Source organism: Brevibacillus sp. HB1.3, assembly GCF_013186635.1.
Taxonomy (GTDB): Bacteria; Bacillota; Bacilli; order Brevibacillales; family Brevibacillaceae; genus Brevibacillus; species Brevibacillus brevis_D.
On the sequence record NZ_JABMIT010000020.1, the window covers coordinates 25742 to 40998 of the forward strand.

Sequence of the window (15257 nt, forward strand, 5' to 3'; positions counted from 1 at the left end):
GCTCCTCCTCAGGTCAAATATTTATCCAGTATTTCTGTAAGCAGCTTATACCAAGGAAACATAGCAACCAATAAACCCATGTAAAATGCCGGGTAGACAATGACCGTGTAGCCAATCCCTAAAGACTTTATCTTTTTTCGATGACGAAACATTCTTCGGTGATCGACAGCCCATTCCATTCGTTGCATAGTTGCACTTACTTGTCCCTCGCTCAGCGTCTCAATTGTACGCATACTTGATACGAGGATAATTCCGTCGTCGACACCGATTTTGCGTTTAAAGCTCTCAAGTGCTTCGTTAGGGTCTCTGTTCCACTCAGATAAAGTAGGGATATACTCTTTTAGCTTTCTAGTCGGTCTTGCTGCCTTGACCATGGCATTGTAAATGGGCACCTGATTTTCTAGAAGGGTCACATAGCGATTGATAAATCTGGCGATATCTGTGCTCAGCATGTCCTCCCTGTGATTTGCCCACGTCTTCAAGCCCATGTAAGGCAGCATGTAACTACCTGCAGATGCCAGACACATCGACAGTAGCGGGAATGATTCCATTCGACTCACAACGACCCACATAAGAATCAGGATGCAAACGATACTTCCAGTCAACAATTGCAGAAACACCCACTCTGGCTTCCCCCACCCAAAAGGCCTTCCTGCTCGTGAAAGTAACTGTTCCCATTTGTCGTCTTCGTCAGGCTTGAGTGCTTGCTCCCACTTTTCCCACCACACCCCAGAAACAAACAGCTTCGGCTTTTGCTTGTGAAACAAATATTTCCCGATCATAAACGCTGCACTAAAAACAAATAGAGCGCCTAATCCAAGGTAGGTATACATGATTAGCATTGGCATTAGCGATATCTCCTTCCCCAAATAAAAGCCAATAGGATCGAAAAAGTCCACACAGTCGCCGCAATCGCTAAAATGGCTTGTCCATCTGGCGTGTAAAAATAGAGACGGTAGGAATCCTGAAGCAAACCTTGATTGTAGGGGATCAAGCAAATGCAAATCGCTATGACGATTAGCAGGCTGATCCAAATGGAGTATATTTCACTATCACGTTCATGCTTTTCATCTTGTTGTACAAACATCTCATTCGTTAACCGATTTAGTGGTGATTGAATATCTTCTGTTTCTCCTTCCAAACCGCTAGAAATATACGTTGCAAAGTCAAAAGCCCACGGGTGGTCCAGTCTCTGCGCAAACTTCTCCACTGCCGCAACCGAGTTTCCCCCATCCGAAAGGCTATTGTTTAGCAGAAGGAGGTCAGGCAATAACTCTTTGGGGCATTCCTCTATCATTTCGCGAAAAGTAAGGACAATGTTTTTGCGACTGTTATAATAACGGGCAAACAATTCTACGAAGCGACAGAATGAGCTGATTTTTTTATTCATTTGCACGGTATAGCGTGCGTATAGAATCAGCGTTGGCAGCAAGAGGAATAACAGAAATAGCGATAAAGATACAACCATATTTCCTAGCAAAATACCCGAGATGAATCCCGCTATCGCGCCAATCATGGATAGTAATAAGTATCCTTCTGGCGTACCTCCCACGATTTGACACCAACGCTCAAAGCTTTCATACAACATTCGCCGAGTAGAATGCCTTAAAAATTTCTCTCTCCATACCTCAACTGTACGTGGGAAGAATACGCGTGGACTTCTCCATCCCTTATACAGGTGTAAGCCGAGAAACAAAAAGCCAGAGAAGAGACATAGAAACACCGGGAAAAGAAACGTGTAAATCATAGTTGCCTGCCTATATCGGTAAGACGTAGCTCTTTCAACACTTCAATGTCTGCTTTGCCGACGTAACACATGTATTCAACTAAATGTGGGCTCAGTTGATTCCCCGTCCATTCATAAGCTCCCGTCTGCATGTTGCGACCTACCAGGGGAATAGATTCAACTCGATTAAAAGATGAGTTCCACTCCGTCGTATGAATGGCATCAATAAAACGGTGACCACTGTTGCGGTATGTAAGCGAATTGACAAAATTGACTGCCCTGCTAATCCTCTCCTGCGTTAGCTCGACACTCCGCCCTCCGTATTGATAAACAAGATCGGTCAGATCATGTAACGCTCTATGAGCAAATCGTTCGTGCATTGCTCCGATTGTAGCGTCCGTCCCTCTTATTCCGGCATTTATAAAATGGTACGCTTCTATAGGCTCACGAATTTCTCCAATCAAAATGGTATTTGCTGTTGACCGGTACATGTCTTTGAAGCAATGCTCTAATTCAATGCCGATTTCCTCCACGTTTTGGAGTTCAATCACTTCCCCTGGCCAAATATCACCAAATCGCATCTCGTGTTCACTTTCAAAGATCGTGATATATTCTGTCCGAGGATCCTTCAGCTTCAACATACACATCATCAACGTGGTTTTCCCTGCAGCCATCGGTCCAATAACCAGCACATTGCTACGTCCGTACACTTGCTGCTCCATTAGCCATTGAATTCTTTCGTCGAAGGCTGGCTGTTGCTGTGTACGGAGTTGGTCGAGCGAAAAAGCAGGTGTAGTAAATCGTCTAACCAGAATGGTCGGTACTCTGGAATAAGGGAAAGTAAACATGGTCAATCTTGCTTTTAGCGAATGTAAGTATCCGCTCAATCTAGGTTTTTTCTCGTTAAAAGATAGACCCGCTGTATTGGTCAACTTTTGTTGGAGGGTTTCAACCTCTTTCCAGCTTGGAGTGTAAGAGAGAAATTTTTTGACTCCTTGCTCCAGGTACGCAATGTTGCGGTTTGCAGAAATTCGCACTTCCTCTACCCACGGAGATAAGTGTAGGACGGCATCGAGTATGCCCCACCCGTAAGTAGAAAAGGTGAGACCTTCGTAACCGTTAACATGCGGCAAAATTTGTTCGGTTACGGGTCGTTGGAGGACTTCCTCAAAATAATGCTGTAAGCGAAGAATAATATGGTTGTGACTATCACGGTCTCCCTGCTCTGCCAAAGCGAGAATTCGTTGCATCTCAAGCTTCTCTTCTCGAGTTTTGCCAAAATGATTTAAATAATCTCTTGCTACTTGTTTCATGTCCTCGATAGTTTGGATGTCTGATTTAACTGATTGTTCTCGTTCTATCCCTCTCATCAACCAAACACCGCACTTCTATCCATATATTGCGCCTTAGCAATTTCCTTCAAACTGCTGATGTACGATTTGGGAGCGAAAAACTCTTCTATTAATACGCTGCTGCTCTGATGAGATTGCATAAGCCTGTTCTCCGAAATGCGTGGTACTACACCATAGACCGAAACATCCTCTCCAATTCGAAAGGGTTGCCCAGGATCTAAATGACTGAGCAGAACCTCGCATTTCACTCCTCTTTCTTTCCATTTATACAACCACTCTCTAGCACTATCGATACTAAAGGGATCAGCTCTCACGAATAAAAGATTACGGTCAACAGTATGAAGCAACCGCTGTAAAGTCTCAGACTCAGGAAAGCAGTAACCCCAATCGACGTATACATAGTCAAATTGCCTGCGAAACACAGTAATTAGATTGCTTAATTCTGAGCTCTTCCACTTGCTGGCAGCATGTGCGTAATACAGATTAGGTAAGTGGGCGCTCTGTTTGCAGACATTGCTCCAGTTACGCTTGGCAGTTGTTTGTATATCAATAAAGTCAGGACGAAATAGAGATAATTGATGTTGTTGGAGTTTGAAGAATCTTGATAAATCTGGCTTAGCGTCATTCATATCAAGTACAACAATTCGTTTTTCAGGATGCTGCCTCGCTAGTAAGACTGGATAATTAATACAAAAAGTAGTAATACCAGAAGCACCATAGCTCAATAAAGCGTAAACGAGCCCCTTTTCTTTTGACGATCCGAGATCTGTACACTCTTGCACGAAGCCTAGAATCAGACTGATTTGATGACGTATTTCTTCTTGGGATAAGTGCGCTGATAAAATGTATACATGCTCTAGCCCAGACTCCTCAGCTACCTTCTCAATCATCTTCTCATCCCGATAGAGAGGGACAATAATTAACGGTGAGTTGGGCGGGAGCTGTGCTTTCAGTGCCGGAAGCCATTCCCAAACGGGAGAGTTGAACATTTCGGAAAATATCACGGAAGCTTCTGGCATATAAAGCTGCACAAGCCGTGAAAACTCCGCCGCCGACTCAGCTACCAGCACATCACTATACATAGGCATATACGTCTTGGCGAGTGACTTCATCGGATAACAAACTAAAATTTTCATGACGCTTGCTCCTTCGAACCCATGATATGACCTACCTGAAGCATCCCATATGACATTGCCTCGGTTATTATCACATACTCCTCGTCTGTCAAATTAAAGCCGATAAAAGCAGGTAGTGCTGTTGGCTGTACCCGGTAGTCACGATATCGTTTTTCTCCATTCTGCAACGGTTTTTCTCGTGATCCATGAAAGATGGAATCCATCTGATCAGGCGATGGTAACAAGCTTGGCTTTAATGTATAGATCTCAATACCATTACTGTCCCTCACGCTTGCAAGCTGACTTTCAAATAACAAATCTGCTGTATCATTCGTTTTTCGAAAATGCAGTGGTGTAGGATAGTCCTGCAGTTCCGAAAGACTCTTGTATTTGACCCAAATTTTCACAATATCGCCTTTGCGTAATTCCGTTAAAGGATGAATGGATAGTAGGGGGAACTCGTAGCGCGCCTCCCCTTTTTCCGGTAAAAGCTGCGAATCTGTCAGCTTTTCCACTAATAATTGCTCTCCTTCGTACATTGTCTGCGTGCTCCTTTTCCCCAGTACAGTATCCAAATCGCGCGCTGAACCTGGAAGAATTTCATCCACCTCTTCCTGTACAAGTATCACGTCATCTTGTGTGATCGGCTCGAAGGCTGATATTTCTTTCCCTGCAGCTACCTTAATAACTGGGGCAAACAGCTTTTCCGCAGCCATCGCGTCAATATATTGAGTCGCCGCATAAAAGGACGACCCTGCTAGCAGAAACGAAATTAGGCAAATGACAAGTAATGTTTGCTTCTTCATAACATCCTTCCTTTATAAGCATGAATCAATGACTGAAACTCAATTTCTTCCTCGGGGAAAATCTCCAAAAGTAGATTGGCTTTGGCGCTTGCCATTGCTGTTTTCTCTCCATCCATCAACGGAATCATGTTGGTTACCTGTGTAGCTCCAGGCTGCTGGTCCCATAGGGAGAGCGTTCCTTCTACTTTTTTCATGATGCTTGTCCGAGACAATTGGCTATTCCATTTGTTTGCTATCATTTTTATTTTTCTTCTTTCTGTCTTCCACCAAGCAGGGACTGGCTCTACCAGGAACAAACGGGTGAGTCTAGCCAAATCGGCATCAAAAACTACCCATATTTCGTCGGCATGCTCAAAAATTTGTTTGGAGTTAGCATCATTCCAATAGGAAGAAACATCAATAACAACAATAGGGCTCTCCTTACAAATTCGTAGTAACCAGTTGGCTGTATCTGTTTGAGAAGATTCCTGCTGAAGTCGTGCTGGGGATTCTATCTGGATGCGTAGATGGTTATTCTGCATGAGGAGCAATGATGTAGGAGAATCTCTTACTTGTTGTCGAGCTCGACGTTCAAAATCAAGAGCAAAATAATAATAGGATGTCACTTTTGGCAACTCGCAAAGGGTAACAGGAATGCCTTTTCCTGACCATGCATACGCTAGGTTACTTGCAAGAAAACTAGCTCCAGCCTGTGCGTACAAACTCATAACGGCAATACATTTACGCTGATACGTCTCCAGTTGTTCAAATATTTGTGGAGAAGCAAGCTTTTCTTTAAGTATCCTCCATTGCCGCTCTTCCTCAATAGACTGTGAAAACTCCTGCTGCTCCAAATCACGGAACCTGGAGACAAAGCGGCTCATTTGGTGAAACATGATTATCCCACCTGGGAATCATTTGATTTATTTTTACTAGCGATGTATTTCTCAAATTTCTCAACCATCTCTCGAACAGTAAGGGACTTGCGGTGATAATAGTATATTTTGCGCAGCCGCTCCCGTTCCTGAGCCGTCATTTCTGGTCTCACTTTCATGGCGAGCTCGATTAACAGAGCGAGCTCGACGTTGTTAGGTCTTCCTCTTCTTGGTGGATTGGCAAATAGCTCCTGCTGCTTCTTATTAAATGCGTTTGGGTACTCTACCAGCCACATGTCTACCAACGTTTCAATATCTTCATGTGTACGTACACCGAGCTTCATCAAGTATTTAAAATAGGTGGGGATGGGACGCTCACGTATCTGCCCATCTTGCCATCGGGCGAGAAATCCATTTGGCATTGTTAGGAGCTTGGTTACGTCTCGGATGAGTGCTATCCGATTTGGCGATTGGTATTGAACGACTGCTTCTTTCACTAGCGTAAACAAAATGTCATGATAATTGACGCCTTTATACCCGCTTCCATACTCTGTGATGTACCATTCCTCAACTGCTCGATCAAAATCTCTCCGGCAATTCGATAACTGAAGCTGATTCAGATGCTCATAAAACTCTTCCAGATCATACTGAACCATAAACTCTTCCTGGTAATCCCCAAAAACAAAAGCAATAAAGGATTCCTTAAACTCTTCCAATGACAACAATGTCAGCTTGTTTGTCTCCTCATAGCAGCGGTTGACTAATTCGATTGCACTCTTTGCCAACACGTCAAAATACCCCCATTTTCCTTTTTATAGAACGATAGATATTCTCCAACAGCGTTCTCGACGCGGCGAATCTTATTTAGCCTGGCAAACCAGGCATTTCGCTTTATGGGTCGCCTCACACGCACCCGTGCAAGGCGATTAAAAGAACCTACTCAGTTACAAAGTAAAGTTCTTCTCCGGTCGCGAAAAGAAGAGCAATCCTTCCCGCGCGCTCCATGACGGTTGGAGCATTCTCCATTACAATTAGCCCGTCATTGAGTACTACTCTGTCTCCAAATCGATGTACGGATTCGATCTGGAACGCTCCCTGTGGAACTCTTTCCACTGAAAGATGTCTGCCAGGTTTGTGCTTCTGGTAGCGTACTTGTCGCCCTAGAAGCTGCTCCACGGATGCAGAGCATTTCTGGTGAGCCTCTACTGTTGCCATGCGCAACGCCTCCTTCTCTCACCTGTAGAGTACGGCCGTTTCATCTGCTTATAAGCCTATGAAACTACCTCTACCGTAAAAAAAGACAGCAGGGTTGTGCAAATATTTTTATAACTCATCCCAATAAGAGGGATCACTAAGTTCGGGATACATTTCAGTGACCATATCAAACGGTGAAAAGTAAAGTGTATCGACGAGAATCTTGAGTTTATATGTTTTCAGGAGCGTATAGGCTCTCTCTGTTTTGCTAAAGATACTTGGCAGTTGACGCAAATCTGCTAGCTTTAGTAGATGCTTGCACATATAGTCGACACATATTTTTGCCCGTTCCTCACCCTTTATACTCTGAAAATAAGCTGGGGGAAAATGACGTCTTATGCCTGAAAGCACTTCTTGGTAAACCCATAACACTCGTTGTTCTTCTGAAAGCCGAGGTAAATACGGATAAGCGAATTCGACGAAGTAATACACATCCTCAGCCTTTGCCTCGATGGGCGGTTCAATAAATTCTCTCACCAAATGAAGCTTCAGTTCTTTGACATCCTGCAAGTTCAATTCACGTCTCGCCTGCTCAGGAGTCCATCTTTTTACATTTTCAATCGCATATCTTACAACTAATTGAACTTTTTGCTTTCGGTACTGCATATCTTCGAACTCATACGGGGAAAACCGCTTTTGCTCTCCGTTAAGAATTCGTTTGTACCGATCGACTATTTTTGAGGGCACTGTCATCTCACTCCTATCCCCATTTTTGGAATATACTACTAAATTACCATGCGGGATTAGGACAAAAATAACAGTGCCTCTGTTCAAAATTGTGACTTTATTCATAGACTTCAGACTGGGAGACTCTGTTCATTTTTACAAAAAGCTCATCCCAAAATACAGGCACATTCTTTTCAACCTTTACTTCTAAATGATAGATTCCTTGCAAGTACAAATAAGGCCGTTCACCTTTTTGGTGAATAACAGAGACCTCTTCACTTGTCCCCTCCAGATTCGGCCTGTTTAATCTCCAAAGAATCCCCGCTTCTTCACGTGCCCCGCGAATAATATCCGCATCACGACGTTCAGCTTCTTCTGTTGTCGCAAACAATCTGATTTGCTTATCACCATTTGTATCCACGTACTCCCATTTTCCAGCCGCACGTGCTCCCTTAGTAATCAAATCTGCTGTATGTTGCATCTTCATTTTTAGATAATCTGTCTGCTCCAAAAATAACAGGATAGAGAGCAGACTGCCCAAGCAGAAGAGAAAGAAGAGCACAGTAATCATGGTTGCCCCGCGCTCTTCCTTCACTCGAATCAAAAAATGATGCAACGAATCATTCATTGCTTCTCCTCCGCATTTTCAACCATCATGTGATAGCTTTCAGATATCTCGAATAATTCCCCCGTAGAGAGAAGCCGAAATGAAACTGTTGCTTTAGCTTTTACATGACTGCCTTTTCTCCAGCCGTTCCCATCAAGCTCCAGCTGTACATCTTTGTGGAGGACTCCAATACCTTGTGCTAATTCCGATGTACCTCTCTGTTTCGCATGGAATTTAGCCAAACCGAAATTGGGCTGTACTGCAGCAATTCTCCCTGCCTCATACGCAGCCGCCAATGCCTTTTGCTTGTTGTACATCATGCTGAATTGGTCAAAGGAGAATACGATCAAGATCCAAACTAAAGGAAACACCAAAATAAACTCAATCATCTGGCTGCCTCGCTCATCTTTCACCTTCGCACGTATCATTCGTCCCATACGTGTGATCATCCGCTTGCTCCGATGACATCTCGCACAAATTGGAGCAAAAAAGCACCCAGTAAATATACAGCGTAGGGGAATGAAAAGGCTGTTTTTTCCCTACCTGGAAGCCATACTTGTCGATGAGCTGTCCATCCGGCTGCAATAATTTGAAGATTATTGCGTAGGCGAACCCAATTCTGCGGATAGAACACCATCACAATCAGGCATAAGATGATAGAATGCAAAAACAAAGAATACACCACACTCCAGCTTGTCCAAGCTCCAACAGCCATCAGCAGCTTTTGATCGCCCATCCCCATTCCCTTTAAGATTACGGGGCCAACTGTCAACAAAAATGCTCCTGCCACACCTAGCACTGCTCCGGCTAATAATTCACCTTCCCACTGATACCATAAGCCGACAGCAATCGCTGGAAAAACAAGCGTATTCGGTATTCTTCTTTGTCTCCAATCCATCCATGCTGCCGCTCCTAATACGCCTAGCAAGACTACGTTTGTCATTTGCTTATTTTTTCTTGCAGTTCCTTCAGCTTCTCGTCTTCAGCAGTACCTAGTTGTGTCAGTGTCGGAATAAGCACAATCAAGATGACGGCAATGATAATGACCATTTCCACGATCGTGACACCGTCCTCCTCATACCAAAAACGCTTGACGTAATCTGCGATGGTTCCCATTCCATTCACTCCTCATTAAGATTTTGGTTCTATTTTCACTCTGCCAAAAGACAGCGCCTCCCGCAAAAATATTTACATGCGCTTATTTTTCTATAGGCTTTCTCCGATGCCGATGAATGCAGGCCCCATCACCAGGAACAATAGCGGCAGACCCATTAACAAAATGACAAAAGGCAATAATCTGATATTTAACCGATTCATATGGGTAGCAGCTTCGTCCTCTTGTTGTCTCACTTGCTCTTCTACTTGGACAGACAGCATTTGCGATATGCTAACCCCTTTTTTCATCGCCTCGTTCATCTCTAGTGCGATGGTAGTCAACGAATCTACCTCCCACCGAAAGGCCAGCTCTTCAAGTGCCTTTCGCCAGTTCCCATGCCTTTTTTCGCCCATTTCTAGGCTCGCGAGTTCTCTGCCAAGTCTGGCATCAAAACGTCTCGCTGTCTGCTTAACAGCCTGCTGCAACGGCATGCCTGCTTCCACCAATGACTGCACAATGCTGAAAAAGATTGGGACCTGCTCTCGAATTTCAGCTTTAGCCCGTTTGTCTAACCGATCTAGCAACATGTTCGGCAGCAAGTACAAAAATAAGCTAATCGTTAAGGGAAGCCCAGTCACCATACCGATTTTTTCACCATGAATCATGCTTATTGACAATGAAGCTAGAGATGAAACGATGAAACACATACTGATGAGCCGGAACAAAACAATCTCTGTCAGGCTTATATCAATCCCCAGACGCGCCAATGTTTCCTCTACTTTTTTCTTATCGATACCCGTCCATTTGTAAAAATGCTGTAGCAGTACCTGGTTTTTCTCCAAGCTTTGAACTAGTGTCCACCTTTTTCGTCCTTGTTGAAACGATTGCTCAAGCTTGGCTTGTTTCACGGAGTCAATCCTGCCCAAAAGGGTGGCGGATATTGGTTCTCCCTTACTCACACAAGACGGCAAGCCGTATAGAAATATAGCAACACTCACCAATATACTAAGAACGAGAACGAACATTGCACCCTCCCCTATGCTCCCCTGCTTATGCTTTTATGCGCAACAAAACGAATTGCTTCTCCCCCAATCAAAATAGAAGCCAAGCTTCCCAAAATAAGAAACCGTCCCCCGATTGTGGCCGTAAGTGGGTCGAAATGATTGGGATTATTCACATACAACGCAATGACAAAAACAAACGGCATGACGCTTAGTAAATTCACTTGTGCAACGATCTGTGCCATAGCTGCTTTTTGTCTACGGAGCGACTGTCTGCGCCGCAGTATCGAAGAAGCAGCCAAATCGAGCGTTTTGGCCATATCTCCGCCCATCTCACGTTGAATATGGACAATGGTCGCTAAATATTTGACATCTGCTGATCCTGTGCGTTCAAAAAACCGATTCATTACGTGCTCTAACGGGACTTGCGCTCGCAATAGCTCTACAATACGCCTGTATTCCTCTAATACGATTTCTGATAAAAATGGACTAGTAGCTACCTGTTCAAACGCATGCAAATACGATGGAGAAGTACGTAAAGAACTGGCCATAAGTCGAATCGCTTTTACATTGCCTGCTTCGAAATCGTCCTTTCGACGGGCCCCCCATACACTCACTAACCGTTCGGTAAACATAATCCCTGCCAGCAAAGCAGGCAATGCCATCCACCAAGACTGCAAGATCTGACTACTCACACCAAAAGATGCGATCCCCAATAAAAAAGAGAGGGTCACATACTGGTTTACCCCCCACCCTGAGCGCGATTTCGCTAACCTCTCCTCAAACTGCTTCCAAATCGTTTTTCTGTCCTGTTGCAACACTTCTACGATTTCGTGCTTCCCCGTCGGTTCTCGCATATACAATTTGTTGGGCAAGATCAATAACAGGATAGCCATTCCCATCCCGATTGCAACAGGTAAGCTAATGTCCATGCTTTCCCCTCCTATAGCGGTATTGGTGTGGTGAAAAAGACGCGCTCAATCTCCTCTCGAGACAGGCCTTTCTCTAGCCATCGCTTAATCAGTCGCTCTGGGCGATAGCCTGTCCATTTGAAGTGACCCTTTACTCTCCCATTTTCTACCCCTGTTACTTCGTACACGTATATATCCTGCAAATACACCCGATCAGGGAGAACCTGTTTAATGTTGCAGGCTCGCTTTATCCATTCTTCATGCGATTGACCCGTCCCCACTACCTCTGTTATTGCTACCACCTTGCGACTACCATCTTCTTCAAAACGTTTTACTTGAACAATCAAATCCAGTGCTGAACCGATCATTAAGTTGCGCTCTTCAGCACTATACCCTTCATCTGCCTTTCCAAATAAAATGGGCAATGTTGAATCGACCAAAGCTCGCGGTGAGTTTGCGTGCGCTGTGCTCCAGCTACCAGGGTGGTCCGTATTCATCGCCCAAAGCATATCTACGATTTCTCCACCGCGTGTCTCACCGACCATAATGACATCCGGCCTTTTTCGCAAGGACAAGCGCACACAATCCTTGATCGAAAACCCACCCTTCCCCTCGTAATTCGCAGGTTTCGCTAAAAATCTGCGCACAAAAGGATGCTGAAGCTTCATCTCCAAAACATCCTCGATCGTAATAATACTTAAATGATCAGGGACATATTGGGAGATGAGATTGAGCATGTGTGTCTTGCCTGAGCCGGTTCCTCCACTGACAATGCCAGATGCGCGAGATAAACGGACGGCTCTGTTTAAAAAGAGAAGCATCGGCTCGCAAATGGAACCGTACCGCAAATAATCGGACTCACTGAGTAGCTCACGGTGCTTTCTGATCGTGAGCATATGACCATCGGGAGAAATAGAGCGATGCGTAGCAGCAACCCGGGAACCGTCTGGAAGCTGTGTATGCAGCTCTGCTTTCGTTTCATTAAACTCAATTCCCATTGTCGCTGCAATCTGTTCTAATAAGCGCAGCAGCTCTTCCTCATCGCGAAAAACAGCAATCTCCGGAGATTCAAGACGACCAGTACTTTTTCTTTCAATGACGAGATAGTTATAGCGATGAAAAAGAATCTCCGTGATGTCGTTATCCTCTAATAAAGCGTCTAATGGACCCCACCCCGTCAAAGAATGCAGCAGCCGTTTTACTTCTGCTTCCATTTGTATGGATGTCAGCGTGGTTTGAGACTCCAGCAGCATTCGAATATCTGCCGTCAGCTCATCGATAAAGAGTGAAGAATGCTTTTCCTCCCATAGTCGCTTTCCGTATTTCTCAACAATCTGGGTACGAATCGATGTTTCTCTATCTGTTCCAACCCATTTTTCATTCGTCCGCTCATGATCAGGAGCTTGCATTTTTTCGTGAAGCGTCGTAGGAACTCCCGCCATTCCCCTCCCCGCTGATCGTAATTCTTGCGCAGGGCGGACTTGATTTGAAATGCCTAGTAACTGTTTTTTATCGAACATGATACCCTCCCTTATCCCCATAACCATTTGAAGAGAGATGTTTTCTCTTTTTGTTTCTCTTTTCCAGTAGCCTTCATTTGCTCCCCATCTACAGGAAACAGTGCTTTTCCTAATGTCTCAATGGCTTCCTTGGCCGGAATTCTCCCTGACTGGAGCATGACTGGCGTTCCTGTGTTAATCGATTTTTTCACTTCCACATCATCAGGTATGGAGAAAATTTTTTTGCTGGGGTGAAGCTGGAAATAGGCACGAATTTCATCTAAGGTAAACATTTCTTTCCTCTGCAAACGATTCATGCAAATTTGAATGCGTTCTTCAGGGTACTCTGCTTCTCTCAACAGTTTCAGCAATCGTTGAATATTTTCAATGGAGTCTACCACCGGATTTCCCACCATCACGACATGTTCTGCAAAAAACAGAGCTTGAATCGTTGCATCTGTTGTATCCGGAGCCGTATCAATAAGAATGACGTCATAGTTGCTCTGTTTTAACGTTTCGAGAATCAGATATAAATGATAGTCACGGATTTCAAAGCTTTGCCGAATATCACGGGGGGACGTAAGTACATGCAAGCCTGTATCAGGATGAGCAACCACATATTTCTCGATATGTTGAGGAGATAACGGCAAGGCTTGTGCGTATTCCTGCCATTCCTCACTGCTAATGGAATACGAGTCTTTTCCTTGATCCTGAATAAACGAATGCAATTGAGCATCAAGATCCTTTACCCACGTAAAAAGATTAGGGGTACGGGGGAGATTCAAAGTAGTCGCAAAAGTACCGAGATCAAGATTGAAGTCAACAGCGATTACACGCAATGGGATGCCCTCGTTTTTTTGCATGGAAAAGAAAATCGCTAGCTCACGAGAAATAAATGTTTTTCCTACGCCACCTTTGGGACCGTAAACAGTAATAAGCTGTTTGGGACGAGTCATTTCAGGAACTAAACTATCCGTGATCGGCTCGGAGATCGAAGGCGCCTGACTCGGATAGCTCCTGGTTTGTTCCTGGATTACATACTGATGTTGTTGTGGCGCAGCTTCTGCTACCATACCTGGAGGCTGTATCATCATAGCTAACGCTTCGATTTGCCCTGGTTCAATGGGTTTGGCAATAACCCATAGGCCTAAGTTCCGGAAAAATGGCTCCCACATTAGTTCATTGCTTGAGCAAGCAGCAATAAATGAAAGATGAGGAAAGGCTAGCCGAAATTGCTGACACAACACACCTCTTTCTGTTCCTTGTATACCACCCAGCAACACCAAATGGGGTTGGTTTGCCTGTAATTTTGCCCATGCCTCCTCCACTCCGAATGCTTCCCCGCACACTTCGATCCATCTGCTGTTTATAAGTTGTGCCATTAACAAACGAACTGAATCACGATCATCATCTACTATGAGCAACCGCCTTTTCACTCGTGCTCCTCCTTTTTAATACCCCAGCGAGTTTTCGTCTTCATTAACTCTGAAGCGAATTTTACGTCTCCTATTCCTGGATTCCCCTCATCCTTCACTGCAGCCAAGCCCAGTCTGATTTTTCCATAATGAAGTGCGTGTGTTAACAGAACAGCCTCATCACGTGTCAGGGAGAGAGTCACAGCTACCAGCTTGGGATGATCGCCTTCCATTTCGCGTTGAATGCCAATGATCGGCATGTTTTGCAGCAGGAGTCCAGAATGTGCTCCTGTCTCATCTTCAAAGGAAGCATAGACGTGCACCCTTTCTCCGCTTGATACATGCGGTGAAACTCCTGCAACATTGTCTATGGGAATGCTCATACCTGTCATTTTTTCTGTGATCACTCCGCTGCCTTGTGCATTACTGGTTTGCTCCAAATCAATTTGCAATAATGGTCGGCCACCCTTCACTTGACGGGTGAATGCTAAACCGACAAGACTTTGTCCTTCTTCCCATGGAATTAAACCCGGAATTGGTGCAATGGGTTGTTGAAAGATCCCTCCCAGTCTCAGTGTTAATGGCTCCATATCCCTTGCTTCAAGTAATTGGCCACTTTCTTTTTCCACTGTTGATCGCAATTGAATATAGGTCACTTGATGCGGCTTCAAAATGATGTAGGTCGCTACACCTATACATGTAGCGAAAAGCAATATAGCCAATAGTCGTAACGGATGAATAGACATTCATTCTCCCCCTCCTCTCCATTGTTTCTAGCGTAGTGGAGATTAGAGGGACAAAAAAAGAAAACAAAAAAACTGTGCAGAACAAATGCACAGTTACACCTATTACACAACAAAAAAAGCTGCATTCTCCATTACTTTTTACAAGTAATCGGGAATACAGCTTTTCGTCTCATTCCTTCAAAACTGAATACGCATGATTGCTAAGAGTG

At 44.4% G+C, this 15257-nt stretch carries 18 protein-coding genes; all 18 read right to left on the reverse strand.

The genetic code is table 11. The features are described from left to right. Positions 1 to 8: 8 nt before the first annotated feature. The gene (locus HPY31_RS28160; protein ID WP_172143251.1) at positions 9 to 848 is read right to left on the reverse strand and encodes a hypothetical protein; all 840 of its coding nucleotides are present in this window, start codon (positions 846 to 848) and stop codon (positions 9 to 11) included. Further along, positions 848 to 1747, reverse strand: a complete 900-nt coding sequence (locus HPY31_RS28165; protein WP_172143252.1) for a hypothetical protein — start codon at positions 1745 to 1747, stop codon at positions 848 to 850. The genes HPY31_RS28160 and HPY31_RS28165 overlap by 1 nt, the downstream gene beginning before the upstream one ends. Next, complete coding sequence (locus HPY31_RS28170) at positions 1744 to 3096, reverse strand: ATPase, T2SS/T4P/T4SS family (protein ID WP_172143253.1); 1353 nt, start codon at positions 3094 to 3096, stop codon at positions 1744 to 1746. The genes HPY31_RS28165 and HPY31_RS28170 overlap by 4 nt, the downstream gene beginning before the upstream one ends. Then, on the reverse strand, positions 3096 to 4214 hold the full coding sequence (locus HPY31_RS28175; protein ID WP_172143254.1) for a hypothetical protein: 1119 nt from the start codon (positions 4212 to 4214) through the stop codon (positions 3096 to 3098). The genes HPY31_RS28170 and HPY31_RS28175 overlap by 1 nt, the downstream gene beginning before the upstream one ends. Next, positions 4211 to 4999, reverse strand: a complete 789-nt coding sequence (locus tag HPY31_RS28180; RefSeq protein WP_172143255.1) for an SAF domain-containing protein — start codon at positions 4997 to 4999, stop codon at positions 4211 to 4213. Before HPY31_RS28180 ends, HPY31_RS28175 begins: the two co-directional genes overlap by 4 nt. After that, entirely contained in the window at positions 4996 to 5874 is an 879-nt protein-coding gene (locus tag HPY31_RS28185) for a CpaE/TadZ family protein (RefSeq protein ID WP_172143256.1), read from the reverse strand. The genes HPY31_RS28180 and HPY31_RS28185 overlap by 4 nt, the downstream gene beginning before the upstream one ends. Before the next feature lie 2 nt (positions 5875 to 5876). Beyond that, on the reverse strand, positions 5877 to 6641 hold the full coding sequence (locus HPY31_RS28190) for a hypothetical protein (protein ID WP_012683917.1): 765 nt from the start codon (positions 6639 to 6641) through the stop codon (positions 5877 to 5879). A 148-nt stretch (positions 6642 to 6789) separates the two neighbouring features. Next, complete coding sequence (locus HPY31_RS28195; RefSeq protein WP_012683916.1) at positions 6790 to 7068, reverse strand: hypothetical protein; 279 nt, start codon at positions 7066 to 7068, stop codon at positions 6790 to 6792. Between the two features lie 108 nt (positions 7069 to 7176). Further along, positions 7177 to 7794, reverse strand: coding sequence for a DUF4046 domain-containing protein (locus HPY31_RS28200; protein ID WP_172143266.1), 618 nt, complete (start codon positions 7792 to 7794; stop codon positions 7177 to 7179). Positions 7795 to 7891: 97 nt separating this feature from the next. Beyond that, on the reverse strand, positions 7892 to 8401 hold the full coding sequence (locus HPY31_RS28205; protein WP_172143257.1) for a hypothetical protein: 510 nt from the start codon (positions 8399 to 8401) through the stop codon (positions 7892 to 7894). Next, positions 8398 to 8829: a TadE/TadG family type IV pilus assembly protein gene (locus HPY31_RS28210; RefSeq protein WP_016738862.1), complete on the reverse strand. Its 432-nt coding sequence runs from the start codon at positions 8827 to 8829 to the stop codon at positions 8398 to 8400. The genes HPY31_RS28205 and HPY31_RS28210 overlap by 4 nt, the downstream gene beginning before the upstream one ends. Next, entirely contained in the window at positions 8826 to 9323 is a 498-nt protein-coding gene (locus HPY31_RS28215) for an A24 family peptidase (RefSeq protein ID WP_172143258.1), read from the reverse strand. Before HPY31_RS28215 ends, HPY31_RS28210 begins: the two co-directional genes overlap by 4 nt. Next, the gene (locus HPY31_RS28220) at positions 9320 to 9496 is read right to left on the reverse strand and encodes a hypothetical protein (protein ID WP_012683911.1); all 177 of its coding nucleotides are present in this window, start codon (positions 9494 to 9496) and stop codon (positions 9320 to 9322) included. The genes HPY31_RS28215 and HPY31_RS28220 overlap by 4 nt, the downstream gene beginning before the upstream one ends. Before the next feature lie 90 nt (positions 9497 to 9586). Then, positions 9587 to 10384 (reverse strand): type II secretion system F family protein, encoded by a 798-nt coding sequence (locus tag HPY31_RS28225; protein ID WP_371811820.1) that lies wholly within the window; start codon positions 10382 to 10384, stop codon positions 9587 to 9589. 128 nt (positions 10385 to 10512) lie between these two features. Continuing rightward, on the reverse strand, positions 10513 to 11409 hold the full coding sequence (locus tag HPY31_RS28230) for a type II secretion system F family protein (protein ID WP_172143260.1): 897 nt from the start codon (positions 11407 to 11409) through the stop codon (positions 10513 to 10515). 11 nt (positions 11410 to 11420) lie between these two features. Next, positions 11421 to 12908 (reverse strand): TadA family conjugal transfer-associated ATPase, encoded by a 1488-nt coding sequence (locus tag HPY31_RS28235; RefSeq protein WP_172143261.1) that lies wholly within the window; start codon positions 12906 to 12908, stop codon positions 11421 to 11423. 11 nt (positions 12909 to 12919) lie between these two features. Then, positions 12920 to 14323: a CpaE/TadZ family protein gene (locus HPY31_RS28240; RefSeq protein ID WP_172143262.1), complete on the reverse strand. Its 1404-nt coding sequence runs from the start codon at positions 14321 to 14323 to the stop codon at positions 12920 to 12922. After that, positions 14320 to 15048 carry a Flp pilus assembly protein CpaB gene (gene cpaB / locus HPY31_RS28245; RefSeq protein WP_172143263.1) on the reverse strand — a complete coding sequence of 243 codons (729 nt, stop codon included), beginning with the start codon at positions 15046 to 15048 and terminating at the stop codon, positions 14320 to 14322. Before cpaB ends, HPY31_RS28240 begins: the two co-directional genes overlap by 4 nt. Positions 15049 to 15257 lie beyond the last annotated feature (209 nt).